Source organism: Streptomyces sp. NPDC025784, assembly GCF_055558435.1.
The window spans coordinates 1-24062 of record NZ_JBVHMN010000037.1; the positions used below are offsets into that span (position 1 = coordinate 1).

General features: G+C 71.2%; 23 protein-coding genes and 1 rRNA gene. 19 read left to right on the top strand and 5 right to left on the bottom strand.

The genetic code is table 11. The features are described from left to right. The 10 genes from rrf to ACZ4IF_RS44000 all read left to right on the top strand — a co-directional run. Positions 1 to 85, top strand: a 5S ribosomal RNA gene (rrf, locus tag ACZ4IF_RS43955); the annotation flags it as partial. 100 nt (positions 86 to 185) lie between these two features. After that, positions 186 to 830 (top strand): HAD family hydrolase, encoded by a 645-nt coding sequence (locus ACZ4IF_RS43960; protein WP_359503935.1) that lies wholly within the window; start codon positions 186 to 188, stop codon positions 828 to 830. Between the two features lie 146 nt (positions 831 to 976). Next, a complete protein-coding gene (locus tag ACZ4IF_RS43965) occupies positions 977 to 1678 on the top strand; it encodes a VC0807 family protein (protein ID WP_467574760.1) in 702 nt (233 codons plus the stop codon). 159 nt (positions 1679 to 1837) lie between these two features. Next, complete coding sequence (locus ACZ4IF_RS43970) at positions 1838 to 3046, top strand: MFS transporter (protein ID WP_467574763.1); 1209 nt, start codon at positions 1838 to 1840, stop codon at positions 3044 to 3046. Then, positions 2997 to 4169, top strand: a complete 1173-nt coding sequence (locus ACZ4IF_RS43975) for an acetoin utilization protein AcuC (RefSeq protein ID WP_467574766.1) — start codon at positions 2997 to 2999, stop codon at positions 4167 to 4169. The genes ACZ4IF_RS43970 and ACZ4IF_RS43975 overlap by 50 nt, the downstream gene beginning before the upstream one ends. Positions 4170 to 4291: 122 nt before the next feature. Next, positions 4292 to 5107 (top strand): phosphatase, encoded by an 816-nt coding sequence (locus tag ACZ4IF_RS43980; RefSeq protein ID WP_467574769.1) that lies wholly within the window; start codon positions 4292 to 4294, stop codon positions 5105 to 5107. Between the two features lie 129 nt (positions 5108 to 5236). Then, positions 5237 to 5449, top strand: a complete 213-nt coding sequence (locus tag ACZ4IF_RS43985) for a helix-turn-helix domain-containing protein (RefSeq protein WP_004984898.1) — start codon at positions 5237 to 5239, stop codon at positions 5447 to 5449. A 142-nt stretch (positions 5450 to 5591) separates the two neighbouring features. After that, the gene (locus ACZ4IF_RS43990) at positions 5592 to 5690 is read left to right on the top strand and encodes a 30S ribosomal protein bS22 (protein WP_003948845.1); all 99 of its coding nucleotides are present in this window, start codon (positions 5592 to 5594) and stop codon (positions 5688 to 5690) included. 398 nt (positions 5691 to 6088) lie between these two features. Further along, a complete protein-coding gene (locus ACZ4IF_RS43995; protein WP_467574771.1) occupies positions 6089 to 7150 on the top strand; it encodes an NAD-dependent epimerase/dehydratase family protein in 1062 nt (353 codons plus the stop codon). Positions 7151 to 7164: 14 nt separating this feature from the next. Continuing rightward, positions 7165 to 8214: a lysophospholipid acyltransferase family protein gene (locus tag ACZ4IF_RS44000; RefSeq protein WP_345644246.1), complete on the top strand. Its 1050-nt coding sequence runs from the start codon at positions 7165 to 7167 to the stop codon at positions 8212 to 8214. Positions 8215 to 8320: 106 nt separating this feature from the next. Here ACZ4IF_RS44000 and ACZ4IF_RS44005 read toward each other — a convergent pair whose 3' ends face one another. From ACZ4IF_RS44005 to ACZ4IF_RS44015, 3 genes are all read right to left on the bottom strand, one after another. Next, positions 8321 to 9547: a DUF5667 domain-containing protein gene (locus ACZ4IF_RS44005; RefSeq protein ID WP_467574774.1), complete on the bottom strand. Its 1227-nt coding sequence runs from the start codon at positions 9545 to 9547 to the stop codon at positions 8321 to 8323. A 254-nt stretch (positions 9548 to 9801) separates the two neighbouring features. Continuing rightward, complete coding sequence (locus ACZ4IF_RS44010) at positions 9802 to 10572, bottom strand: ECF subfamily RNA polymerase sigma factor, BldN family (RefSeq protein ID WP_028805573.1); 771 nt, start codon at positions 10570 to 10572, stop codon at positions 9802 to 9804. Positions 10573 to 11136: 564 nt separating this feature from the next. Further along, the gene (locus tag ACZ4IF_RS44015; RefSeq protein ID WP_359503957.1) at positions 11137 to 12084 is read right to left on the bottom strand and encodes an HAD family hydrolase; all 948 of its coding nucleotides are present in this window, start codon (positions 12082 to 12084) and stop codon (positions 11137 to 11139) included. A gap of 184 nt (positions 12085 to 12268) precedes the next feature. Between ACZ4IF_RS44015 and ACZ4IF_RS44020 the strand changes: the two genes are divergently transcribed. The 6 genes from ACZ4IF_RS44020 to hemB all read left to right on the top strand — a co-directional run bounded on the left by ACZ4IF_RS44020 (position 12269) and on the right by hemB (position 19320). Continuing rightward, positions 12269 to 12547 (top strand): glutaredoxin family protein, encoded by a 279-nt coding sequence (locus ACZ4IF_RS44020; RefSeq protein WP_359503959.1) that lies wholly within the window; start codon positions 12269 to 12271, stop codon positions 12545 to 12547. A gap of 353 nt (positions 12548 to 12900) precedes the next feature. Continuing rightward, a complete protein-coding gene (locus ACZ4IF_RS44025; RefSeq protein ID WP_095935822.1) occupies positions 12901 to 13659 on the top strand; it encodes a redox-sensing transcriptional repressor Rex in 759 nt (252 codons plus the stop codon). After that, positions 13656 to 15443: a glutamyl-tRNA reductase gene (locus ACZ4IF_RS44030; protein ID WP_467574778.1), complete on the top strand. Its 1788-nt coding sequence runs from the start codon at positions 13656 to 13658 to the stop codon at positions 15441 to 15443. Before ACZ4IF_RS44025 ends, ACZ4IF_RS44030 begins: the two co-directional genes overlap by 4 nt. Then, entirely contained in the window at positions 15440 to 16417 is a 978-nt protein-coding gene (gene hemC, locus ACZ4IF_RS44035; RefSeq protein ID WP_467574780.1) for a hydroxymethylbilane synthase, read from the top strand. The genes ACZ4IF_RS44030 and hemC overlap by 4 nt, the downstream gene beginning before the upstream one ends. Next, a complete protein-coding gene (locus ACZ4IF_RS44040) occupies positions 16414 to 18117 on the top strand; it encodes a bifunctional uroporphyrinogen-III C-methyltransferase/uroporphyrinogen-III synthase (RefSeq protein ID WP_467574783.1) in 1704 nt (567 codons plus the stop codon). Before hemC ends, ACZ4IF_RS44040 begins: the two co-directional genes overlap by 4 nt. Before the next feature lie 204 nt (positions 18118 to 18321). Next, the gene (gene hemB / locus ACZ4IF_RS44045) at positions 18322 to 19320 is read left to right on the top strand and encodes a porphobilinogen synthase (RefSeq protein ID WP_467574786.1); all 999 of its coding nucleotides are present in this window, start codon (positions 18322 to 18324) and stop codon (positions 19318 to 19320) included. Positions 19321 to 19570: 250 nt separating this feature from the next. Here the strand turns inward: hemB and ACZ4IF_RS44050 are convergent, their stop codons facing one another. Next, a complete protein-coding gene (locus tag ACZ4IF_RS44050; protein ID WP_467574789.1) occupies positions 19571 to 20302 on the bottom strand; it encodes a DUF4232 domain-containing protein in 732 nt (243 codons plus the stop codon). 204 nt (positions 20303 to 20506) lie between these two features. Here ACZ4IF_RS44050 and ACZ4IF_RS44055 point away from each other — a divergent pair, with 204 nt between their 5' ends. Next, the gene (locus ACZ4IF_RS44055) at positions 20507 to 21985 is read left to right on the top strand and encodes a helix-turn-helix domain-containing protein (protein ID WP_467574792.1); all 1479 of its coding nucleotides are present in this window, start codon (positions 20507 to 20509) and stop codon (positions 21983 to 21985) included. A 267-nt stretch (positions 21986 to 22252) separates the two neighbouring features. On the opposite strand, the gene ACZ4IF_RS44060 is transcribed toward ACZ4IF_RS44055, so the two are convergent. Beyond that, positions 22253 to 22456 carry a hypothetical protein gene (locus ACZ4IF_RS44060; protein ID WP_467574795.1) on the bottom strand — a complete coding sequence of 68 codons (204 nt, stop codon included), beginning with the start codon at positions 22454 to 22456 and terminating at the stop codon, positions 22253 to 22255. On the opposite strand from ACZ4IF_RS44060, the gene ACZ4IF_RS44065 reads away from it, so the two are divergent. Further along, positions 22455 to 22862, top strand: coding sequence for a DUF4232 domain-containing protein (locus ACZ4IF_RS44065; RefSeq protein ID WP_467574798.1), 408 nt, complete (start codon positions 22455 to 22457; stop codon positions 22860 to 22862). The two genes, ACZ4IF_RS44060 and ACZ4IF_RS44065, sit on opposite strands and share 2 nt — an antisense overlap. A gap of 156 nt (positions 22863 to 23018) precedes the next feature. Beyond that, positions 23019 to 23921, top strand: a complete 903-nt coding sequence (locus ACZ4IF_RS44070) for an SAM-dependent methyltransferase (protein ID WP_467574800.1) — start codon at positions 23019 to 23021, stop codon at positions 23919 to 23921. The last annotated feature ends 141 nt before the right edge of the window (positions 23922 to 24062 follow it).

The following is a 24062-nucleotide window of genomic DNA, read 5'->3' on the forward strand; positions in this document are numbered from 1 at the left end:
TTACATTCCGAACCCGGAAGCTAAGCCTTACAGCGCCGATGGTACTGCAGGGGGGACCCTGTGGGAGAGTAGGACGCCGCCGAACTAATTTTGAGGAAAGCCCCTGTACCGGGATACCGGTACGGGGGCTTTCTGCGTTTACGGGTCGCCTGCGTGCCGTTTCGCGGGTCGATTAGGGTCGACCCATGCGCTACGACTTGGTGATCTTCGACAATGACGGTGTCCTGGTGGACAGTGAGCGGATCTCCAACACGATCCTGGCCGCCCATCTCACCGAGCTGGGCCATCCGACCTCGTACGAGGACTCCATCAGGGACTACATGGGCTCGGCGATGCACCGCATCCACGACCTCGTGCACGAGCGCAGCGGCCGGCGGCTTCCCGACGACTTCGACGACGTCTTCCACGCACGCGTCTTCGCCGCCTTCGAGCGGGAGTTGGAGCCCGTTCCCGGCGCCGTGCAGGTACTGGAGAAGCTGGCCGCGGACGGCGTGCCGTACTGCGTGGCCTCCTCCGGGAGCCATGAGCGGATCCGGGTGGGGCACCGCAAGACAGGGCTCGACCAATGGTTCGACGAAGAGCGCGTCTTCAGCTCGCAGGACGTGGGACGGGGCAAGCCCGCCCCCGACCTCTTCCTGCACGCAGCCGAGCGCATGGGCGTACCGCCGCGGCGGTGTGTCGTCGTGGAGGACAGTCCGCTGGGCGTGCAGGCGGCGCATGCGGCAGGCATGGACGTGTACGGGTTCACCGCCATGACACCCGCCGCCAAGCTCGCCGGCGCCACCCAACTGTTCTCGGACATGGGCGAGTTGGCTGACCTGCTGGTATGACGCCGCCCGTGACGGCGTCCACGCGCGGCGACTGACATATGTCATGCGGAGCTCCGGACGATCGTTTCTGTCGGCGCACAGGGTCCGACCGCGAAGCTGAGTACATCGAAACGGGACGTACACAGCGACGACGGAGGGACCCGATCATGAGCGCCACGACCATCGAGACCAGCACCGAAGCGACCGCCGTCGTGGCGACCGGCCCGGCCGCCGCCAAGCCCAGCTTCCTGCCGCTGATCATGGACGTGGCGGTGCCCCTGGCGTCGTACTACCTCCTGAAGAACGGGTTCGGGATGAGCACCGTCGCGGCGCTGGCCTGGAGCAGTGTGGTGCCGGCGGTGCGGACGCTGCGGAGCCTGGTGAAGGAGCGCACGTTCAACGGGCTGGCCGGACTGATCCTCCTCGTCAACGTCGTCGGACTGCTCCTCAGCCTGGTCGCCGGCGACCCGCGGCTGATGCTGGCGAAGGACAGCGGTGTGAGCAGCGTGGTCGGGATCGGCATCCTGCTGTCGGTGCGGCTCGGCCGGCCGATGATGACGCAGGGGATGAAGCCGTTCCTCATCAAGGGCGACGCGGCCAAGAACGCGGCCTGGGAGCGGCTGCTCGTCGGCTCCGAGCGGTTCCGGCAGGCGGAGCGGACCTTCTCCCTCATCTGGGGGGAGGCGCTGCTCGGTGAGTGCGTGCTGCGGGTGGTGGGCGCGTACACGCTGCCGGTCGACACCATGGTCTGGGTCGGCACGGTCGTCATGGGCGCCACGATCGGCCTGGCCATCCTTCTCAGCGGGCGCTTCGCGGTCGTCCCGATGGAGAAGCTGCTGGAGCAGGAGCTGGCCGGCCGGACCCGCTGAACGGCGGGGCCGCCCGCCCCGGTTCATCCGAGAAGCCACTCGACCGGCTCGGCCCGGTCCACACGGAGTGCCGCTCCACCGCTTCACCCGAAGAGCTGAGCAAAATTCATCTTCGGCTTGATCTACCCACCGGTAAGCCGGGGCCCTACGCTCGCCGCCATGACAGATGTGCTGCGGCGCGGTAGGGCCTCTTTGGCGTTCAGCTTCTTCGCTCAGGGCGCCACCTTCGCGCTCCTCGTGACGCGCATCCCGGCCATCCAGGACCGGTACGGGATATCCGATGCGCTGCTGCCCGTCTTCCTGGCCGCCGTGCCCATCCTCGCCGGGGTCGGCAGCGTGACCACCGAGCACCTGGTCAAGCGGATACCGGCCAGCCGTCTGCTGCGCTGGTCCCAGCCGGTCGTGCTGCTCGCCCTGCTCGGTGTGGGTGCCGGAGACCACCTCGTCGAGGTCGCGATCGCCCTGGGAGCCTTCGGTCTCGCGGTCGGCGCGCTCGACGCCTCGATGAACATGCTCGGCGTGAGCCTCCAACGGACGTACGGGCGCAGCATCATGCTCGGCTTCCACGCCGCGTACAGCCTGGGCGGGATCATGGGTGCGTCGCTCGCGTGGGCGGGGGCGCACTGGCACGTCTCGCTGCTCGTGTCCTACCTCCCGGTGGCGCTGGTGCTGCTTCCGGCCACGTTCGTGGGGAGCCGCTGGTACGTCGACGGGGGCGCGCCCGAGCAGCGGGTGGCGGCCGAGGGCGGGCCCGTCGTCTTCAAGCTGCTGCTGCCGCTGTGCCTGGTGATGACGTTCGCGTACATCGGGGACTCGACGGTCTCCAACTGGAGCGCCAAGTACCTGCAGGACGTGCTGGGCAGCTCCGAGCAGCTGGCGACCGTTCCGTACAACGTGTACATGGTGACGACGCTGCTGGGGCGGGCGATCGGAGACTTCGGGGTGCGGCGCTTCGGGGCCGTGGCCGTGGTGCGGCTCGGGGCGGTGGTGGCGGCGCTCGGGTTCGCGGTCGTGGCGGTCGCCCCGGGTGCCTGGGTGGGCATGCTCGGGTTCACGCTGTTGGGCCTGGGGCTGTGCGTGATCGTGCCGCAGACGTTCGCGGCGGCGGGGCGGCTCTTCCCGGGTGCCTCGGACACGGCGATCGCACGCCTGAACATCTTCAACTACGTGGGCTTCCTGATCGGTTCGCCGTTGGTGGGGGCGCTGGGGGACGCCTGGAACTACCGGGGTGCCATGCTCGTGCCGATGGTGCTGGTCCTGGTGACCCTGGGGTACGCCCGGTCGTTCGCCCCTGAACCAAACCGATACGGTGACGGTCATGAGCGGCCGCGCACAGCTGATGTGGGACGAGGCAGTAACGGGCTATGACTTCGGTCCCGAGCACCCGATGGACCCGGTCAGGCTCGCGCTGACCCGGAGCCTGGTCGGCGCTTTCGGGCTCGACCGTGACGTCGATGTCGTCGCGGCGAAGTCCGCCGGGGACTCCACGCTGCGGCTCGTGCACCGCGAGGACTACGTGGAGGCGGTCAAGGCCGCGTCCGCCGACCCGGGGTCCGCGGACTCGTCGTACGGGCTGGGGACCGTGGACGACCCCGCGTTCGCCGGGATGCACGAGGTGTCGGCGCTCATCGCCGGGCAGTCCGTGGGGGCCGCCGAGGCGGTGTGGCGCGGAGACGCGCTGCACGCCGTGAACTTCGCGGGCGGCCTGCACCACGCGATGCCCGGTGCCGCGTCCGGGTTCTGCATCTACAACGATGCCGCGCTCGCCATCGCCCGGCTGCTCGAACTGGGAGCCGAGCGTGTCGCGTACGTCGACGTCGACGTGCACCACGGCGACGGAGTGCAGGCGGCCTTCTGGGAGGACCCGAGGGTCCTCACGATCTCGCTGCACGAACATCCGCGCACGTTGTTCCCGCAGACGGGATGGCCGGAGGAGACCGGCGCCGCCGAGGCGGCGGGCTCCGCGGTCAACGTCGCGCTGCCCGCCGGCACCGGCGACGCCGGATGGCTGCGCGCCTTCCACTCGGTGGTGCCCGAGCTGATCGCGGACTTCCGGCCCCAGGTCCTGGTCACCCAGCACGGCGCCGACACCCACTTCGAGGACCCGCTCGCGCACCTCGCCGTCTCGCTCGACGCCCAGCGCGCCGTGCAGATGGCCTGCCACGACCTGGCGCACGAGTACGCGGACGGGCGCTGGGTCGCGCTCGGCGGCGGAGGGTACGCCGTGGTGGAGGTCGTGCCGCGGTCCTGGACGCACCTGGTGGCGATCGCCGCGGGCCGGCCGCTGGCGCCCGAGACGGTGATCCCCGAGAGCTGGCGGCAGGAAGTCTTCGCCCGTGCCCGGCAGTTGGCACCGGCGCGGATGACGGACGGTCGCTGGCCCGTGCCCTGGAAGGACTGGGAGGCGGGGTACGACCCCGCGGACCGTCTGGACCAGGCGATCGTCGCGACCCGCAGGGCCGTGTTCCCGCTGCGCGGCCTGCTGGCCTAGGGCGCTTCCCGACTCCTGGCCGGAAGCCGTACCGGCCGGCCCTGTGGACCCATTAGGCCAACTGTGGGGCATTTTCTGTGTTTTGGGCTTGCGGCGGGGATGGATGCGCCAGCATCGCTGACGTGTTGAGCACCGGAGCAATGCGTGCACACCTGCTGGCCGCCCGGTTGGCCGGGCCCGTGGCCACCTCGCGCGAGGAGAGCCTGCGCAGCTATCGGCTCTTCGCCGCCCGCGATCCCCGGATGCTGCTCGGCCTCGATCCCGAATGGACCTGGCGGCAGCAGGACTTGATCGAGCTGATGGCCGACAAGTGCGGGGTTTCGGCCGATCCCACGCACACTTCAGGGCATGATGTGATCGATCCCGAGCGCACCCTGGTGGCGCTCGACGCCTTCGCGCAGCGGCTCGGCGAGGCGGCCCGCAGCCGTACTCCGGTGCTCCTCGGCACCGGTCATCCGCACCGGCTGATCGGTTTCTACGCCGCTCTCGCGGACGCCCTGTCGGCGGCGGGGTGTGCGGTCCTCACTCCCGCGCAGGGCAGCTGTGTCGACATAACGACCCGGTTCGGCCTACGCACGTACAACCTTGACTACGTACAAGGTGTCGCGCTGGTGCGCGAACCAGGCGTGCAGGCCACCGGGCGTGCGACCGGCGCGCACACCCACTCGCCGCTCCCGGTTCGGACCGCTCTGGCGGCCGCCGCGGAGGCCGGCGGCCCCCTCCCGGAGCTGGTCATCGGGGACCACGGATGGGTCTGCGGGGCAGGTCAGCTGGGGTTCGAGGCGATGGGGCTGGCCGATACGGACGATCCTGCGCTCTTCGTCGGAGAGGCAGAGGGGCAGGTGTCCGTCGTCGTTCCGCTTGATGACGCTGTGCGGTCTGATTACTACCGACCGCTTACTCGCTATGTACTCAATCGAGCGTGTCTGTCACAGTAGGCGGCCGATGGCATCCCCTCTTCCCCACTCGCATCACCCGCCCCTACATTGGGGAGTGAGCACGCAACGACGAAGAGTCACCGGAAGGGGAAGCCGGTGGCCGTCGAGTGCGGAAGGTTCAGGTGTGTCATGGCTGCAGCTGGCGAGAGGCCTCTGAACGAGGTTCAGTTCCTTACCGTGGCGGAGGTTGCCTCGGTGATGCGAGTGTCGAAGATGACCGTGTACCGGTTGGTGCACAGCGGTCATCTGCCGGCCATCCGGGTGGGGAGGTCCTTCCGGGTGCCGGAGCAAGCGGTTCACGAGTACCTCCGTGAGAGCTATGTGGGGGTGGAGACGGCCTGACGGCGTTTCCGGGGGATCGATGGAGATCTCCCGGAACCCCTCGATTACGACCCTGGCGCTCGGACGGGTAGGCTGGCCCCTCATAGGTCGTGTGGGCCCATGCAGCCCAGCACCGAGTAAAGAGAAGTGAGCGAGGGTAGTCGTGGGCTCTGTTATCAAGAAGCGGCGCAAGCGGATGGCGAAGAAGAAGCACCGCAAGCTGCTCAAGCGCACTCGCGTTCAGCGTCGCAACAAGAAGTAAGCGGCGCCGCACAAGCGCATGACGTGGCCCCCCACCGGCTGGTGGGGGGCCACGTGCGTGTCCGGGCGGCCTGCGGGCGGGTTCTCGCGGACGTGCGGGCGGGTCCACGCGGTCTTCGGGCGCCGATCGATCCGGCCGGGTGCGGGGCCGGTCCGCTGCGGGGCGTGGACGTGTGTGAGCCTTGGGGAGTTTCGTTCGGATCGCCGCGGACCCGAGCCGATCCGAACGAAGCCCCCTAGGCCGAATGGCTGGGTCTGGTCGTACGTCTGTGGCTGTCGTCACTTCATGCATCGGGCAGTCATCACAGCGCAACATCCAACCGCTAAGTTGGCGGCACACGGGGAACCCGGCAGGGTACGCGCAGAGCTACGTCCAGTTCTGGAAGGAAGGCGCTGATCTTGGGGAAGGTCGTGCTCGTGACCGGAGTGGCCCGCCAACTGGGGGGCCGGTTCGTGCGACGGATCCAGCGTGACCCGCAGGTCGACCGGGTGGTCGCCGTGGACGCGGTCCCGCCCGAGCATCATCTCGGCGGCGCCGATTTCGTGCAGGCGGACATCCGCCAGCCGGCCATCGCGCGGGTGCTCGCCGAGCACACCGTCGACACGGTGGTGCACTTGGACGTGACCGGTACGGCGCTGAGCGGCGGCAGCCGGACCACGGTCAAGGAGACCAACGTCATCGGCACCATGCAGCTGCTGGGTGCCTGTCAGAAGTCCCCGACGGTCAAACGGCTCGTCGTGAAGTCCAGTACCAACGTGTACGGCTCCGCCCCCCGTGACCCCGCCGTCTTCACCGAGACCACTCCGCCCAAGTCGCTGCCCAGCGGCGGCTTCGCGAAGGACACCGTGGAGGTCGAGGGCTACGTACGCGGGTTCGCGCGCCGCAGGCCCGATGTGGCCGTGTGCGTGCTGCGGTTCGCGAACATCCTCGGGCCGAGCGCGGACTCGCCGCTCGCCTCGTACTTCTCGCTGCCCGTGCTGCCGACCGTCTTCGGCTACGACCCGCGCCTGCAGTTCGTGCACGAGGACGACGTGATCGAGGTGCTGCGACTCGCCTCGCACGAGCCGGAGCGCGGCACCCTCAACAGCGGCACGTTCAACATCGCGGGCGACGGAGTCCTGTTGCTCTCGCAGTGCGCGCGACGTCTCGGCCGCCCCACGGTGCCGCTGCTGCTGCCCGCGCTCAGCTGGGCGGGCACGGCCGTGCGTACCCTGGGCGTGACGGACTTCTCGCCGGAGCAACTGCGGCTGCTCACGCACGGCCGGGTCGTGTCGACGAACCAGATGCGCGAAACGCTGGGCTACAAGCCGAAGTACACGACCGCGGAGGCCTTCGCGGACTTCGCCCGCAGCCGGGGGCCCGGACTCCTGCCCCCCGAGGCCCTCGCGGGGGCCGTCGACCGGATCGCCGCGCTGCCCGTCCTGGGCGGCGGCCACCCCCCGACGCAGAGCGCCAACTGAGGAGCGCATCAACGATGGCGGACGCCAAAGTCATTCCGTTCGATGACGACCGGTCGCGTGGGGCTGCGATGCAGCGCCCGCAGCGGCGTCGGGCCGCGGGGAGCCGGCGCAAGGGCGAGCCCGTGGTGGTTCGTGAGGTCCAGCCCCTGCCGGGCCCGGCCGTCCCGCAGGATGATGTTCCTGTGACGCGTGAGGAACAGCCACCCCAGCAGCCACAGGACGGCGGCGGCCTGGAGCGGCGTATCGCCGGGGGCCTGGCCTTCCTGCGCCGCCGGCTGACCGGTGACTACGAGGTCGACGACTTCGGCTACGACGCCGAACTCACCGACCAGGTCCTGATGTCGCTGATCCGGCCGTTGTACGAAAAGTACTTCCGCGTCGACGTGAAGGGCATCGAGAACATCCCGTCCGAGGGCGGGGCGCTGATCGTCGCCAACCACTCGGGGACCCTGCCGCTGGACGGCCTGATGATGCAGGTCGCCGTGCACGACAACCACCCCGCCGGCCGGCACCTCCGGCTCCTCGCCGCCGACCTGGTCTTCATGCTGCCGGTCGTCAACGAGCTGGCCCGCAAGGCCGGTCACACCCTGGCCTGCGCAGAGGACGCCGAACGGCTCCTGGAACGGGGTGAAGTGGTCGGTGTGATGCCGGAGGGCTTCAAGGGCATCGGCAAGCCGTTCAGCGAGCGCTACAAGCTCCAGCGCTTCGGCCGGGGCGGGTTCGTCTCCACCGCCCTGCGCCAGGGCACCCCGATCATCCCGTGCTCGATCGTGGGCGCGGAGGAGATCTACCCGATGATCGGCAACGCGAAGACCCTGGCGAGGCTGCTGGGCTTCCCGTACTTCCCGATCACGCCGACCTTCCCGTGGCTGGGGCCGCTCGGTGCGATTCCGCTGCCCACGAAGTGGACGATCCAGTTCGGTGAGCCGATCCGCACGGACGGCTATCCACCGGAGGCGGCCGAGGACCCGATGCTGATGTTCAACCTGACGGACCAGGTCAGGGAGCAGATCCAGCACACGCTGTACAAGCTGCTGGTGCAGCGGCGGTCCGTGTTCTTCTGAGTGTTTCCGGTCCTGCCGAGTTCTTCGACGGGACCCGTCGGTACGCGTGCCTGTACGCGGCTGGGGGCGCCCTTCCGGAGAAGGGCGCCCCCAGCCGCGTGGTGCGTTACTTGTCGTCCTCGCTGTCGATGCCCAGGCCCGGGAGGAGGCCCGGGAGGAGCGGGGGCAGGGTGACGTCCGGCTCGCTCGCCGGGGTGCTCCTGCTGCCGGACGGTGAGGAACTGGCGGTGTCCTTGGGCGGGTCCAGGAGTCCGCCCGTGCTGCCGCCGATGAGGCCGTCGCTGCTGCTGTCCGAGCTGGACGGCTTCGGCTTGCCGCTGCTGTGACCGCCTGCCGAGGAGCCGCTGGCGGCGGTGCTGGGCGCCGAAGCGTGTGTCCCGGACGAGGCGGTGGCCTCCTCGCTCCTGCCGCGGTGCCGGCCGGTGCCCTCCGGGGAGGGCGTCGGGGGCAGCAACGAGCGCAGCGGGCCGACCTCTTCGTCTATGGCGTCGAAGACCGACGAGACCTGGTCACTGACGTCGCCGAGCTGCACGGGCAGCCGGTCGCGCAGTGCGCCCCAGGCTTCACGATGCGACTGGGAGAAGGCGGACAGGGCCTGGATGGGGCCCAGTGAGCCGTCCCTCGCGTACGCCTCGTGCAGCAGACGGTGGCCTTCCGAGGCGTCGTGCTGCATGCCCGACAGGGCACGGCGGACCTCGCCGAGGGACTCGTGATCGAGGTGGCCCGAGCGGTCACGCTCCATCAGCCGCCGCGCCTCACTCAGCCGGGTCGAGGCCTGGTCGAGGTAGAGCTCGCCACGGTCGCTGTCGCCGTGGGCCAGGCCCAGCTTGATGTCCTCCATGCCTCGTTTGAGCCCGTAGAGCGAGTCTCCGGGGAGGGCGTCGGAGCTGGCGGCGGCCACGCCGCCGAAGGCTCCTGCGGCCACACCGACGGTGAGCCCGCCCGCGGCCAGCCCTTTCGACAGCCGGGACCGCGGTCGCAATTTGCTCAGCCCGCTCGCCCGGTGCGCGCCCTTGGCCCGGTGGGTCCGCTGCTCGGGCACCGCGGGATCGCGGCCCTCGCCCCCGGCAGTGCCCTCCAGCAGCATGGCCTCCATCGCGGCGACGAGCTGTGCTCGCTGCACGACTTTGACCTCGGGGTCCAGCTCCGGCTTGGGCAGCTCGCCGAGACCGGTGGCGAGGGCCAGGAGCAGGCCCTCCTCGGTCCGTTCCGCAGCAGCCGGGGACGGCGCCCATCCATCGGGCTGCTCGGCCGCCGGGCCCTGTTCGGACTGCTCCTCCAGAGCCTGGGCGAAGGCGTTCGCCCGCCGGTGTGCCGATACGTTCGCGATCACTGGCGGCACCTCCTCTCGTCATGACGGTCGACTCCCCAGGGGGTCCTGAGGGTTGCACTCCCTGACCACATCCACACGATCGAGTGATCAGTGCTGGCCAAGGGGTGACCACAGGGAGCCTGTATCCCGCACAACGAGCGTCGCGGCACTTGGGTTACGGACGACGGATGATCGGACCGCGAAGTCAACCAGACTTTTACTGACGGTGAGTTGATCGTCGCTGAACGTGCGGGATCACTACGGGTGGTACGGCTTCAGCGCGCGTCGTCCGGGAGCAGCCGGGCCAGGGTGCGGACGGCCCGGTACTGCAGGGTCTTGATGGCGCCCTCGTTCTTGCCCATCACCCGGGCGGTCTCGGCGACCGAGAGCCCCTGGAGGAAGCGGAGCGTCACGCACTCCTGCTGCTGCGGGTTGAGGCGCCGGACGGCGTCGAGCAAGGCCGCGTTCGACAGGGACTCCAGGACGGAGTCCTCGGGGGAGCGCTCGACCTCGTTCGCGTCGAGCATCTCCCCGGTGGTCACCTCCAGCCGGAATCGGCTGGACTTGAAGTGGTCGGCGACCAGGTTGCGGGCGATCGTGACGAGCCAGGCGCCGAAGTCGCGGCCCTGCCAGGTGAAGGTGCCGATGCGCCTGAGGGCCCGCAGGAAGGTCTCGCTCGTCAGGTCCTCGGCGGTCGCCTTGCCGCCCACCCGGTAGTAGATGTACCGGTACACGGTGTCGCTGTACTGGTCGTAGAGCCGTCCGAACGCGTCGGCCTCGCCGGCCTGGGCGCGCTCCACGAGGTCCATCATCCTGGCGCTGTCACTGTCCGCGGCCGGGCGGCGTGCGGTGGTGGCCGAGCTCGAGCGGCCCCGTCTGCCGACCGCCGCGTTGCCGTCGGCCAGTGCGTAGCAGGGGCCGACGGGCGCGGGGGCGGCGAGGGCGGGTACGGCGTACGCGGTGGGGACGAAGCCGCGAAGACGGTCCAGGACCGTTGCGCGCAGCGTAGCCAGGCCCGAGGCGTCAACCCCGACGTGTGAGTACACGGGACTCCCAGAGGCAGAGCTTCCATCACGTGCAGTGCGGGACCTTTCACCCGTCGTAGCGACGGAGGGGTACCGGTTTGCGTCTGAGGAGAATAACGCTTCGTACAGGCAGCGCTACACCCAGTTGCTCAAATCATCGATTACGTCGCTTCTGTTACCGATCGAGGCCTTTTCAAGTGCCGGGTGGTGAACGGTTGTTGATCGGATTAGTTCGTGTTCCGTCTGAGTGCGGGGCGTGTTGTGGCCGTCTCGCGGCAAGGGGACTGGCGGCGGGGCTGTGCGGGTAGAACCCGCTGAATTGGGCGTGGCCCGGTGGCCGGCCCGGGCGGTTCGCGCCCTCTCCGCCCCTTGACCGTCCGGTACTTCCGGGGGCTCCGCCCCCGGACCCCCGGCCGGCCTGGACGGCCTCGTCCTCAAACGCCGGACGGGCTGGAGCTCTCCGGCGTCGGACGGGCCGGGACTCTCCGGCGTCGGCCGGAAGCGCCCGGAGTTCGCGGCGGCGTACGGGAAACGCGGCCGGCCCCGGCCTGGAGGGCCGGGGCTGTGGCGTCGGTGTGGGTCAGGTCAGCGGCGACGGCGGTGGAGGGCGATGGCGGCCGCGGTGCCGCCGGCCACCGCGCCGACTCCGGCCGCGGCGGGGATGCCGACCTTGGCGGCCTTGCGGGCGGTGCGGTAGTCGCGCAGGCGCCAGTCGGAGTCCCTGGCGTGCCGGCGCAGCTTGGTGTCGGGGTTGATGGCGTAGGGGTGCCCGACCAGCGACAGCATGGGGATGTCGTTGTGGGAGTCGCTGTACGCGGCGCAGCGCGAGAGGTCCAGGCCCTCCGCCGAGGCCAGGGCGCGGACCGCCTCCGCCTTCGCCGGGCCGTGCAGCGGCTCGCCGACCAGCTTGCCGGTGTACACGCCGTCGACGGACTCCGCGACGGTGCCGAGGGCGCCGGTCAGGCCGAGGCGGCGGGCGATCACCGTGGCGATCTCCACCGGTGCGGCCGTGACCAGCCACACCTTCTGGCCGGCGTCGAGGTGTGCCTGGGCGAGGGCGCGGGTGCCGGGCCAGATCCGCTCGGCCATGTACTCGTCGTAGATCTCCTCGCCGATCGACATCAGTTCGGAGACGCGGTGTCCCTTGACGATCGACAGCGCGGAGTCGCGCGCGTCCTGCATGTGCTCGGGGTCCTCGACGCCGGCGAGCCTGAACCACGCCTGCTGCCAGGCGAATCGGGCGAGGTCGCGCGTCTCGAAGAACCGCCGCTTGTACAGGCCCCGGCCGAAGTGGAAGAGGGCCGCGCCCTGCATCACGGTGTTGTCGAGGTCGAAGAACGCGGCGGCCCTGTCGTCGCCGAGGACCGGGAACTCCGGTTCCTCCGCGGCGGTGTCGGGTGCCGGTTCTTCCAGTTCCTGCGAGGACAGTTCCTGCGAGGACTTGCGCGCTGCCTCCGCAGAGGCCTCGCCTGCCAACACGCTCCGCGCCGTGGCGGAGCGCCTACGGGGAGTGAGCCATCCGAGAGCGGCCATGGCGTGAGCATAGCCAGTTTGTTCGGTGGTTCCGGAGTCGAGAGGATTCGGCGCTGTGAACTCTCCGCGACCGAGCCGTTAAAGAAGTGCTCCCATCGGTGCGCCGGAGCGGCTCCGCGGGTGTTCGGCAGAGGTTCCGCGGATGCGCCCGCCGGGGAGTCGTGTCGCCGTGCGCGGGGCGAGAATGGCCGACATGAGTCCCATGTTTCGGCGCAAGGCCCCCCAGGACCGGCTCGTCACACTGATCCGGAAGCCCGGCTGTCATCTGTGTGATGACGCACAGCAGGTCGTCGAGAAGGTCTGCGGCGATCTCGGCGTGCCCTGGGAGCAGAAGGACATCACCGAGGACGAGGCGCTGCACCGCGAGTACTGGGAACAGATCCCGGTGGTGCTGGTGGACGGCGCGCAGCACACGTTCTGGCGGGTGGACGAGGAGCGTCTGCGCAAAGCCCTCACACGGTGAATTCACCCGGCGGACCCCGTGCGGGAACGCCGGTGCCGGCCCGCCGTGACCTCGATGTGACCTGACTGGGTAGTCCAAGTGGTCCGGAAAGTCGCCTAGGATCGACGGCGATTGGTCTCGGGGGCGGGATGCGTTGAGGAGAGTGTGCGGTTTTGCCCCCTTCAGGTGCCGAACGAAGATGCGTGTGCGCCGGTTCCATACGTGTGCGCCGGGCGCGCGTGACCCCGGTCACGTTGGCCGGGCAAATCGGACACCATCTTTGTGCACGCGTTCACAAAGACATAGCCTGCATTCGACGGGGCGGTCTAGGTACGTGTGACCGCCTGCAGCCCCGCTCTACCCGCAGGAGCACCGTGGCAACTGGCCGAACTCACCGACCGGCGACCCGCAGCCGAGGGATTCCCGAGGCCACCGTCGCCAGGCTTCCGCTGTACCTCCGAGCCCTCACCGCACTGTCGGAGCGCTCGGTCCCCACGGTCTCCTCCGAGGAGCTCGCGGCCGCGGCGGGGGTCAACTCCGCGAAGCTGCGCAAGGACTTCTCGTACCTCGGCTCCTACGGGACCCGTGGCGTGGGGTACGACGTCGAGTATCTCGTCTACCAGATCTCCCGTGAGCTGGGCCTGACCCAGGACTGGCCGGTTGTGATCGTCGGTATCGGTAACCTCGGCGCGGCGCTGGCCAATTACGGAGGGTTCGCGTCCCGTGGCTTCCGGGTCGCCGCGCTGATCGACGCCGATCCCGAGATGGCCGGCAAGCAGGTCGCCGGGATCACCGTGCAGCACAGCGACGACCTCGAGAAGATCATCTCCGACAACGGCGTCTCCATCGGCGTGATCACCACCCCGCCGGGCGTCGCCCAGCAGGTCTGCGAGCGCCTGGTCGCCGCCGGAGTCACCTCCATCCTGAACTTCGCGCCGACCGTCCTGTCCGTCCCGGACGGCGTCGACGTGCGCAAGGTCGACCTCTCCATCGAGCTGCAGATCCTGGCGTTCCACGAGCAGCGCAAGGCCGGCGAGGAAGCCGAGTCGCAGGCCGGTGCCGTGGCCGCGGCCCACCAGGACGACGACGAGAAGGGACCCGACGGGGACGTCCCCGCCGTGATGCCGGCATGAGTCTCCTCGTCGTCGGGCTGAGCCACCGCAGCGCTCCGGTCAGCGTCCTCGAACGCGCCGCACTGTCCGCGGACGCGCAGGTCAAACTGCTCCAGGACACCCTCGCCGCCGAACCGGCCACCGAGGCCGCCGTGCTCGCCACCTGCAACCGCATCGAGCTGTACGCCGACGTGGACAAGTTCCACGCGGGCGTCGCCGAGCTGTCCCTGCTGCTCGCCCAGCACAGCGGGGTCGGTCTCGAGGAGCTCACCCCGTACCTGTACGTGCACTACGAGGACCGGGCGGTCCACCACCTCTTCTCGGTGGCGTGCGGCCTGGACTCGATGGTCGTGGGCGAGGGCCAGATCCTCGGCCAGATCAAGGACGCGCTGGCCACCGCGCAGGAGCTGCACACCGCCGGCCGTCTCCTGAACGACCTGTTCCAGCAGGCACTGCGGGTCGGCAAGCGCGCACACTCCGAGACCGGCATCGACCGTGCGGGCCAGTCCCTGGTCACCTTCGGTCTGGAGCAGCTGTCCGCCGGTGCGGCGGTCGAGGCCTGGGCCAAGGGCAGGAAGGCCCTGGTCATCGGCGCGGGCTCGATGTCCTCGCTGGCCGCGGCCACCCTCGCGCGCGCCGGGGTCGGCGAGATCGTGATCGCCAACCGCACGTTCGAACGTGCCGAGCGCCTGGCCCGGATCCTCACCGACAGCGAGGACACGGACGTGTCGGCCCGCGCGGTACCGATGGAGTCGGTACCGGTCGAGCTGACACGTGCCGACATCGCCGTCTCCTGCACCGGCGCCACCGGGCTCGTCCTGACGGCCGAGGCCGTCGCGGCGGCCGTGGAGGGCCGCACGGGACTGTCCGTGTCCGGTGCCGGGTCCGCCCTCACGCCGTCACCCGCGGCCCGCCCCGCGCAGCCGGGCGCCCCGCTCGCGCCGGCCGGCGTCGGCGCCGAGGAGGGCTGCCCCCTCGACCTGCCCGGAGTGCAGAGCACGGCCGGTTTCTCGGTGCTCGGTGAGGCAGCGGTGGCCGGTATGGCCGCGGCCGAGCTGGAGCAGCACGCGGCATGGGTGGACAAGGGCGACGCGGCGGGCCGCGCGCAGCGTCCGGCCGCCGCGGGCACCGCCACGGTCCACGAGGCGGGCGTGTCCACGCTGCTCGACCCGGAGAGCGACGCCGACGCCATCGCCGCGCTGGTCTCCGCCGTCGCCACCGCGGGCCGTATCCCCGAGCGCCGCAGGCCCGAGCCCGTCGCCGAGGCCCCCCGGCCCGCGCCCGTGCTCGCGCTGCTGGACCTCGCGATGCCCCGTGACATCGACGCCGCCGTGCACCGGCTGCTCGGCGTGCGTCTCGTCGACATCGAGTCGTTGGCCGAGGCCTCCGCGGACGCGCCGATGGCCGCGGACGTCGACCAGGTGCGCAGGATCGTCTCCGACGAGGTGGCCGCCTTCGGCGCCGCCCAGCGGGCGGCGCACATCACGCCCACCGTGGTGGCCCTGCGCGCCATGGCCGCCGACGTCGTCGCGAACGAGATCGCGCGGCTCGACGGCCGGCTGCCCGGCCTCGACGACAAGCAGCGCGGTGAGATCACGCAGGCCGTGCGGCGCGTCGTCGACAAGCTGCTGCACGCGCCGACCGTGCGGGTCAAGCAGCTCGCGGCGGAGCCGGGCGGCGCCGGGTACGCGGACGCGCTGCGGACCCTGTTCGACCTGGACCCCGAGACGGTCGCCTCCGTTTCGCGGGCCGACGACGAACCCAAGAACGAGAACGAGAACGCCAGGAACCGAGGGCGATCATGAGTGAGCCGCGAACCCACCGAGAAGGTGCGCTGAGGCTGGGGACCAGGCGCAGCAAACTCGCCATGGCCCAGTCCGGGCAGGTGGCGGACGCCGTCAGCCGGGTGACCGGGCGCCCCGTCGAGCTGGTCGAGATCACGACGTACGGCGACACCTCGCGCGAGCATCTCGCGCAGATCGGCGGCACCGGGGTCTTCGTGACCGCGCTGCGCGAGGCGCTGGTGCGCGGTGACGTCGACTTCGCCGTGCACTCCCTCAAGGACCTGCCGACCACGCAGCCCGACGACCTGGCGCTGGCCGCCGTGCCGCTGCGCGAGGACCCGCGCGACGTGCTGGTCGCCCGCGACGGTCTCACCTTCACCGAACTTCCCGAGGGTGCGCGCATCGGCACCGGTTCGCCGCGCCGCATGGCCCAGCTGAACGCATACGCGCGCAATCACGGGATGACGATCGAGACGGTCGCCATCCGCGGGAACGTCGACACCCGCATCGGGTACGTGCGCAGCGGGGAGCTCGACGCCGTCGTGCTCGCCGCCGCCGGACTCAACCGGATCGGCCGTATCGACGAGGTCACCGACTTCCTGTCGGTCGACACTGTTTTGCCCGCCCCCGGCCAGGGGGCACTGGCGATCGAGTGCGCCGCGGACAACGCGGACCTCGTCGCAGCGCTCGGAGAGCTCGACGACCCGCTCACCCGGGCCGCCGTGACCGCCGAGCGGTCCCTGCTTGCCGCCCTGGAGGCCGGCTGCAGCGCACCCGTGGGCGCGCTCGCCGACCTGCTGGCCGACGGGCAGATTGTCAAGGAGATGCGCCTGCGCGGCGTCGTCGGCACGACCGACGGCTCGACGCTGGTGCAGCTGTCCACCACCGGTCCCGTGCCCGAGACACATGACCAAGCGATTGCGCTCGGCCGTGAACTCGCCGCCGAGATGCTTGCCAAGGGCGCGGCCGGTCTGATGGGGGAGCGAGCACTTTGAGCCCCACCAACCTTCCCGCCGGTCCGGAACACGGGCACGTCACCTTTCTGGGTGCCGGACCCGGGGATCCAGGACTCCTGACACTGCGCGCCGTGGAGGCGCTGGCGAACGCGGACGTTCTCGTCGCCGAGCACGAGGTGCTCGACGTGGTGCGTGTGCATGCCAGACAAAGCGTCGCCGTGCTGAACACTGATCCGGACACTTCTCCGGATGCGTACAGGGGCACGGGCACGCCTCAGCTGACGGTTGTTGACGGCGCGTCAACAACCGTTGGTGACCCCGCGTCGAGGGACGCCGCCAATCTTGTCATGGAGGCCGCGCGGGGCGGCAAGCGGGTCGTGCGTGCGGTGTCCGGGGACCCGGGACTTGATACGTACGCCGCCGAGGAAATGCTCGCCTGCGCCGCAGCGGGCGTCCCGTTCGAGGTCGTGCCCGGCATCGCCGCCGCCGTCGGCGTGCCCGCCTACGCGGGTGTGCCGCTGCGCGACGCGCAGGGCGCGGACGTCCGGTTCGTCGACGCGCGGACGGCCTCCGACCGCTGCTGGACCGAGGTCGGCGCGTCCGACGGGACCGTCGTGGTCTCGACGACGCTCGACTCCGTGGCCGCGTCCGCCGGTGAACTCGTGGCGGCCGGGCGCAAGCCCGACACCCCGATGACGGTGACCGTCGCCGGCACCACCACGCGTCAGCGCACCTGGACTGCCACCCTCGGCACCATCGCGCAGACGCTGAAGCAGGCGAAGGTGCTGCCGTCCCCGGACGGCGGCCGGCCGGTGATAGTCGTGGTCGGTGAGCGTTCCGCAGCCGCCCAGCGCGACCAGTTGTCGTGGTTCGAGTCCAAGCCGCTGTTCGGCTGGAAGGTCCTCGTGCCGCGTACGAAGGAGCAGGCGGCTTCGCTCTCCGACCAGCTGCGGTCCTACGGAGCCGTACCGCACGAGGTGCCGACCATCGCCGTCGAACCGCCGCGCACGCCCCAGCAGATGGAGCGCGCGGTCAAGGGCCTGGTGACCGGCCGCTACGAGTGGATCGCCTTCACCTCGGTGAACGCGGTCAAGGCCGTGCGGGAGAAGTTCGAGGAGTACGGGCTCGACGCCCGCGCCTTCGCCGGGATCAAGGTCGCGGCCGTGGGCGACCAGACCGCGAAGGCGCTGATCGCCTTCGGCGTGAAGCCGGACCTGGTGCCGAGCGGTGAGCAGTCGGCCGCCGGACTGCTGGAGGACTGGCCGCCGTACGACCCGGTGTTCGACCCGATCGACCGGGTGTTCCTGCCGCGTGCCGACATCGCCACCGAGACGCTCGTCGCCGGACTCATCGAGCTGGGCTGGGAGGTCGACGACGTCACGGCCTACCGGACCGTGCGCGCCTCGCCGCCGCCGGCGGAGACGCGTGAGGCCATCAAGGGCGGTGGCTTCGACGCGGTGCTCTTCACCTCGTCGTCGACCGTGCGGAACCTGGTGGGCATCGCGGGCAAGCCGCACAACGTGACCGTCATCGCGTGCATCGGTCCCGCCACGGCCAAGACGGCCGAGGAGCACGGACTGCGGGTCGACGTCATGGCGCCGGAGCCGTCGGTGCACAAGCTCGCGGAGGCGCTGGCCGACTTCGGGCTGCGCCGACGGGCCGCCGCGCTGGACGCCGGTGACCCGGTGACGCGGCCGAGCGAGCGCCGGCCCGGGTCGCGGCGCCGCCGCACCACCTGACGGCAAGGGGGCCGGGGGACGTGTTTCCCCCCTCGGCCCCCGCCCGCCCCGTGCACACGCGGGCTGCCGCCCCCGGACCCCCGCCGCGGCCGGGATGGCCTCGCGCTCGGACGCCCGACGGGCCGATCCCGGCCCGTTCCACGGTCGCGAACGCCGACAAAGCGTCGGTATAGGTGCCCTTGGGGCAGGCGTAGCGTGGGGGGTATGACGAAGTACGGATCCTTCCCCGGTACGCGGCCGCGGCGGCTGCGTACGACACCTGTCATGCGCCGCATGGTCGCGGAGACGCGCCTGCACCCCGCCGACTTCATCCTGCCCGCGTTCGTGCGGGAGGGCGTGAGCGAGCCGGTGCCGATCGCGGCGATGCCCGGTGTCGTGCAGCACACGCGTGACAGCCTGCGGAAGGCCGCCGTGGAGGCGCTGGAGGCCGGGGTCTCCGGGATCATGCTGTTCGGCGTGCCGGACGACGCCGACAAGGACGCGCAGGGAACCGCCGGCACCGATCCCGACGGGATCCTCCAGGTCGCGCTGCGCGACGTCCGCTCCGAGGTCGGCGACGACCTGATCGTCATGTCGGACCTGTGCCTCGACGAGTTCACCGACCACGGGCACTGCGGGGTCCTGGACGCCGAGGGCCGCGTCGACAACGACGCGACGCTGGAGCGGTACGCCGAGATGGCCCAGGTGCAGGCGGACGCCGGAGCGCACGTGGTGGGACCCAGCGGGATGATGGACGGCCAGATCGGCGTCGTCCGCGACGCGCTCGACCAGATCGGCCGTGAGGACGTCTCGATCCTGGCGTACACCGTCAAGTACTCGTCGGCGTTCTACGGTCCCTTCCGCGAGGCCGTGGGCTCCTCGCTGCAGGGCGACCGGAAGACGTACCAGCAGGATCCCGCCAACGCGCGGGAGGCGATGCGGGAGTTGGCGCTCGACCTCGAGGAGGGCGCCGACATGGTGATGGTCAAGCCGGCCGGCCCGTACCTGGACGTCCTCGCGCGGGTCGCGGATGCGGTCGACGTGCCCGTCGCCGCGTACCAGATCTCCGGCGAGTACTCGATGATCGAGGCCGCCGCGGAGAAGGGCTGGATCGACCGGGACAAGGCCATCCTGGAGGCGCTGACCGGCATCAAGCGGGCCGGGGCGCAGAACATCCTCACCTACTGGGCCACCGAGGTCGCCCGGACGCTGGGCCGTCAGTAGGTCCACCAGGCGGGAGAGCCCGTCGTCGGCGTACCCCTCCGCGACCGCCCGGTCCAGCCCGCATCGGTGTGAAGAGCTCGGTGCGCAGGCCCTGTTCGGCGAAGGTCGCGAGGAGTCCCGGGAACGCGGCCCGGCTGACCGCCAGGCTGGACACATCGGTGAGATGCCGTCCGCTGTCGACGGCCTCCGCGGTGCCCGGGACCAGACCGCCGGCCATCGCCACCAGCCGGTCGGACAGCAGCGGTGCGAATCAGTACGTCAGGGCGTCGTCCAGGCTCTGCTGCCAGTACGTCAGCAGGAGCTTGTCGTCGACGTACACGCCCTTCGCGGGGAGCGCGGGGCGGGCGGCGGCGCCCTTGTCGAAGCCGACGACGAGGGTCTTGGCCGTGTAGCCGTTGCCGCCGCTGCCGTCCGCCGCGGACAGGCGCACGCCCGCGTAGCCGGACTCGCCGGGGGTGAGGGTCACGACCGCCTGCGGGTGGGTCTCCTCGGCGACCGGCGGCACCGCCTGCGCCTCCCCGAAGCGGGCGACGGGGTAGCCGGTCAGGTCGCAGTTCTTCGAACCGGTGTTGGTGACGGTGAGGAGCATGTGGTTGAGGGGGCGGGTGACTTCGGTGGCGGTCGTCTTCGTGTTGGAGCCGTTGCAGGCGGCGTTGCGGGTGGACCCGCCGGCCGTGCCGCCGCCCGTCGAGCCCCCGGAGGTCTTTCCGGACGAGCCCGAGGCACCGCCCGAGCCGCCGGCCGTGGTGCCGCCGCCCGTGCCGCCCGTCGTGCCGCCGGTGCTCCTGGCCGGCTTGCTCGTGGCACCGGGGGCGGAATCCCCGGTGGACGGCGAACCGGTCGGCTGCGCCGAGGACTTGGACGCGGCGGACGGGCCCTCGTCCCGTACGCCCTGCCCGTTGTCGCACGCCGAGAGCGCGAGTGCGGCCAGTGCGACCGTCGAGGCGGCGAGGAGGCGGGTGCGGGTGGTGCGTGCGGACATGAGTGGTCCCCCTGTGCAGGTATGGCTGGTTGGAGCGGCCGCTCGACCGGTCGAGGGGAGCGGCGTGCTTGGATGACAACAGCTTGGGCGGTGATCCGTCCCGGCCGCCATGGTGGCCGGGGCATTCGGGACGCCGGAACGGTTGTACGGGGTCTGACCTGGGGGAATGACATGCCCCTCGAACGCGGCCGCGGGACGCGGGGGATGGGGGGACGGGTGGCGCGGGACGATTTCGCGGAGCTTCTGCGGGAGTTGAAGGAGCGGTCCGGGCTCAGTTACGGGGTGCTGGGGAAGCGGCTGCACGTGAGTGCGTCGACGTTGCACCGGTACGTCAACGGGGACGCCGTACCGGCGGACTACGCGCCCGTGGAACGCCTCGCCCGGCTGTGCAAGGCCACTCCCGGCGAACTGCTGGAGCTGCATCGCAGGTGGGTGCGGGCGGACGCGCTGCGGGGCCGCAAGGGAGCGGCGGAGCCGGTGCCGTCTGCCGGGCCGGTGCCGGCCGCGGCGGGTGGGTCGCAGACCGCGGACCGGACAGCGGCGGCCGACGGGGCGGTCGCGGCCGAAGGGGCAGAGACGGCCGACACGGTGATGGCGGCCGACACGGTGACGGCGGAGCAGGAACCTGGGGCGGCTCACGCGCCGGGGGTTTCCTCGGCCGGAGACACGGAGGGCGAGGCCGCCTCCCCGGGGGAGGCCGGCGCCGGAGCCGGCTCCTCCGGTGCCAGGGACCCCTACCCCGGCTCACCGGGCGGGTCCGTGCCCGCCCGGGTACGGGTGCCCCGGCGCCGGCGATCCGTCGTGCTGGCCGCAGCCGCCGTGGCCGCCGCTGCCGTCGCCGCCGCTCTCGTCGTGAACCTCGTGCCCGGCACGGGCGACGACCAGGGCGGGAAACGGTCCGCCGGGGCCGTCGCGCCGTCCGCCGACGCCACGCCCGGCACCACGGGGACGGGCACGGCGACCGCCAGTGCGACGCCCGGCACGCGGCACCCGTCGCCCTCGGCGCCGGCCTCGCGCGACGGCGGCCGCTCGGCGTCCGGCCCCGCGCCGGGCAGCGCCGGACCGGGCTCCGGCGCGGCCGAGGGCGCCGCGCCCCTGGTCGCCACCGACCCGTACCGGTTCGAAGACCCGTGCAGCCAGCACTACTTGGTGGACCGGGAGCCGGCGCAGGTGCCCCCGCCGCCCGGCGAGCAGGACGCCCGCGGGTGGGTCGGCGCGCTGGGCGGCGTCGCCGGCAAGGACCAGATGCTCGCGCTCACGGTGCAGGGCACCGGAAAGGCGACCGTCGTGCTGGAGGCGCTGCACGTGCGTGTCGTGCACAAGGGCAGCCCGCTTCCCTGGAAGGACTACGCGATGGGCGTCGGCTGCGGGGGCAACGTGTCCACGAAGTCCTTCAGTGTGGACCTCGACAACGGGCGCCCGTCGGTCGTGCCGGAGCACGGCCAGCGCGACTTCCCCTACAAGGTCAGCGAGTCCGATCCGGAGGTCTTCTACGTGCTGGCGCACGCGCGGGCGCACGACGTCAGCTGGTACCTGGAACTGGAGTGGGCGAGCGGTACCCGGCACGGAACCGTGCGGATCGACGACCGGGGGAAGGTGTTCCGCACGAGCGGGAACGCGGGACGGCCGGCGTACGACTATCCGCTGGGCGGCAGCGAGTGGCAGACGGCGGCCGTCGGCTAGGCCGGCGGAGCGCAGCGTCATGCATGTGGATTGTCCGGAGTTTCGGCCTTCCGGGCGTAATCCGTCACCGTCGTGTCACAGACCGCCTCGCAGGTGAACCCCGCGAACCGGTCCCGCGCTCTGAAGCGACGAGTGCCGGTGAGGACCGGCGCCTGAACTTCTCTCGGGGGACCGCATGCAGTACGGGACGCAGTACAGGACGGGTGTCCGCAGGGCGGCGCTGGCGATGGTGACCGTGTCGGCGGCCGCCCTGTTCATGACCGCGTGTCAGCCGGGCGACGACGGGGCGGGGTCCGGCTCCTCGCCGTCGCGTCGACCGGTCGAGCCGGCCGCGTCCAGCGGCGCTCCGTCCGCCGGCACGTCGACGCCGCCCTCGGGGAAGGCCTCTCCCGGCGGTGCGGGCTCGCCGTCCGCGCCGTCCACGCCCGCGGCGGCCAAGGCCTGCGGGGGGTCGGAACTGGAGGTGTCCATGCGCCAGGCCGAGGACCGGCCCGACGGCACCGGAACCGGCGCGGCGGTCGTCCGGTTCACCAACACCTCCGCCGTGCCGTGCACCGTCCAGGGCCACCCGACCGTGGCGGGTGCGGGCAACGGCTCCCCGGACAAGAACCACCCGCTGGCGGTGACACCCTCGGGCGCCGCGTCCGAGGTGCTGCTCGCGCCGGGCGGCAAGGCCTGGACGAAGCTGACGTTCGTCCAGGTCCAGGGTGAGGCCGACGGCTACTGCGAGTCCGGTTCGACGCCCGTCACGTACCCGACCCTGGTGGTCGGCCTCCCGGGTGCCGGTTCGCACCAGGTCGCCCTGGACGACGGCGTCCTGGCCGAGTGCGACGACACGGTGACCGTCACCGCGGTGTCGGCGACCGAGCCGTCCTGACGACGCGACCGCGGACGTACCGGCTCCATGCCGTCCTGACGACAGTGCCCGCGCCCGTACCGGCTCGATGCCGTCGTACCGGCGCGGGCACTATCAAGTCCCTTCGGGAGTTGGGTTGTTGCCCGTTCAGTGACCGACTCCGCAGGGAGAGGCCCTATGCCCGGTGATGCTCTCGGCCAGGATCCCGCCGAGCTGAGGAGGAGGATCGACACCACCAAGGCGCACCCGGCCCGCGTCTACGACGTCTTCCTCGGGGGCAAGGACAACTACCCCGTCGACCGTGACGCCGCCGCCGCGGCGCTCGCGGCGAACCCGCGGGGCTACCTCGACGTGCGGCACAACCGGGACTTCCTGCGCCGTGCCGTCAGCACGCTGGCCGCGCAGGAGGGCATACGCCAGTTCCTCGACGTCGGCACCGGTCTGCCGACTCAGGAGAACGTCCACCAGATCGCCCAGCGCATCGCCGCGGACGCGCGGGTCGTGTACGTCGACAACGACCCGGTGGTCCTCGCGCACGCCCGCGGCCTGCTCACCAGCGGGCCCGAGGGGCGCACCGACTACATCGACGCGGACTTCGAGCAGCCCGGGCAGATCCTCGAACAGGCCGCCAAGACACTGGACTTCGACGAGCCCGTCGCGCTGGTGCTGGTGGCGATCCTGCACTTCGTCGAGGACGAGGAGGCGTACCCGATCGTGCGCCGGCTGGTCGACGCCCTGCCCGCGGGGAGCCGGCTCGTGCTCACCCACCTCACGGAGGACCTCAACCCGGAGAACATCCGGGCCGTGCAACGCACGTACACGGAGCGCGGGTTCACGTTCGTGCTGCGGTCCCGGGCGGAGGTCGAGCGGTTCTTCACGGAGTGCGGGCTGGAGATGGACGAGCCGGGTGTCGTGCCCGCGCACCACTGGCGCCCCGACGGGGCCGCGCCCGCGCCGGAGACCGCCGATCCCGCCCGTCTCGCCGGGCTCGACGACATCGAGATGGTCCGCTACCGCGACATCAACGACGTCACGGACGCGGACATCAACGTGTACGCCGCCACGGGCGTCAAGCGCTGAACCCCGGTGCGGCCGGGCCGTCCCGGGCCGAGATCCACGGCCCGGGAGGCGTCCGGCCGTCCGGATCGCGGAATTGAAAGGTGTAGACGGCAGGGATCTCCGTAGGGTGCGGGACGAAGTGCCGTCGTGGAGTCGCGGACA

Coding starts and splice junctions, on each gene's coding strand:
- ACZ4IF_RS44055 (WP_467574792.1), top strand. CDS start 20,507: ATGGGGGGACGGGTGGCGCGGGACGATTTCGCGGAGCTTCTGCGGGAG.
- ACZ4IF_RS44050 (WP_467574789.1), bottom strand. CDS start 20,302: ATGTCCGCACGCACCACCCGCACCCGCCTCCTCGCCGCCTCGACGGTC.
- ACZ4IF_RS44065 (WP_467574798.1), top strand. CDS start 22,455: ATGCGCCAGGCCGAGGACCGGCCCGACGGCACCGGAACCGGCGCGGCG.
- ACZ4IF_RS44060 (WP_467574795.1), bottom strand. CDS start 22,456: ATGGACACCTCCAGTTCCGACCCCCCGCAGGCCTTGGCCGCCGCGGGC.
- ACZ4IF_RS43960 (WP_359503935.1), top strand. CDS start 186: ATGCGCTACGACTTGGTGATCTTCGACAATGACGGTGTCCTGGTGGAC.
- ACZ4IF_RS44030 (WP_467574778.1), top strand. CDS start 13,656: ATGAGTCTCCTCGTCGTCGGGCTGAGCCACCGCAGCGCTCCGGTCAGC.
- ACZ4IF_RS43975 (WP_467574766.1), top strand. CDS start 2,997: ATGAGCGGCCGCGCACAGCTGATGTGGGACGAGGCAGTAACGGGCTAT.
- ACZ4IF_RS43985 (WP_004984898.1), top strand. CDS start 5,237: ATGGCTGCAGCTGGCGAGAGGCCTCTGAACGAGGTTCAGTTCCTTACC.
- ACZ4IF_RS44020 (WP_359503959.1), top strand. CDS start 12,269: ATGGCCGACATGAGTCCCATGTTTCGGCGCAAGGCCCCCCAGGACCGG.
- hemC (WP_467574780.1), top strand. CDS start 15,440: ATGAGTGAGCCGCGAACCCACCGAGAAGGTGCGCTGAGGCTGGGGACC.
- ACZ4IF_RS43970 (WP_467574763.1), top strand. CDS start 1,838: ATGACAGATGTGCTGCGGCGCGGTAGGGCCTCTTTGGCGTTCAGCTTC.
- hemB (WP_467574786.1), top strand. CDS start 18,322: ATGACGAAGTACGGATCCTTCCCCGGTACGCGGCCGCGGCGGCTGCGT.
- ACZ4IF_RS44070 (WP_467574800.1), top strand. CDS start 23,019: ATGCCCGGTGATGCTCTCGGCCAGGATCCCGCCGAGCTGAGGAGGAGG.
- ACZ4IF_RS44015 (WP_359503957.1), bottom strand. CDS start 12,084: ATGGCCGCTCTCGGATGGCTCACTCCCCGTAGGCGCTCCGCCACGGCG.
- ACZ4IF_RS43965 (WP_467574760.1), top strand. CDS start 977: ATGAGCGCCACGACCATCGAGACCAGCACCGAAGCGACCGCCGTCGTG.
- ACZ4IF_RS44000 (WP_345644246.1), top strand. CDS start 7,165: ATGGCGGACGCCAAAGTCATTCCGTTCGATGACGACCGGTCGCGTGGG.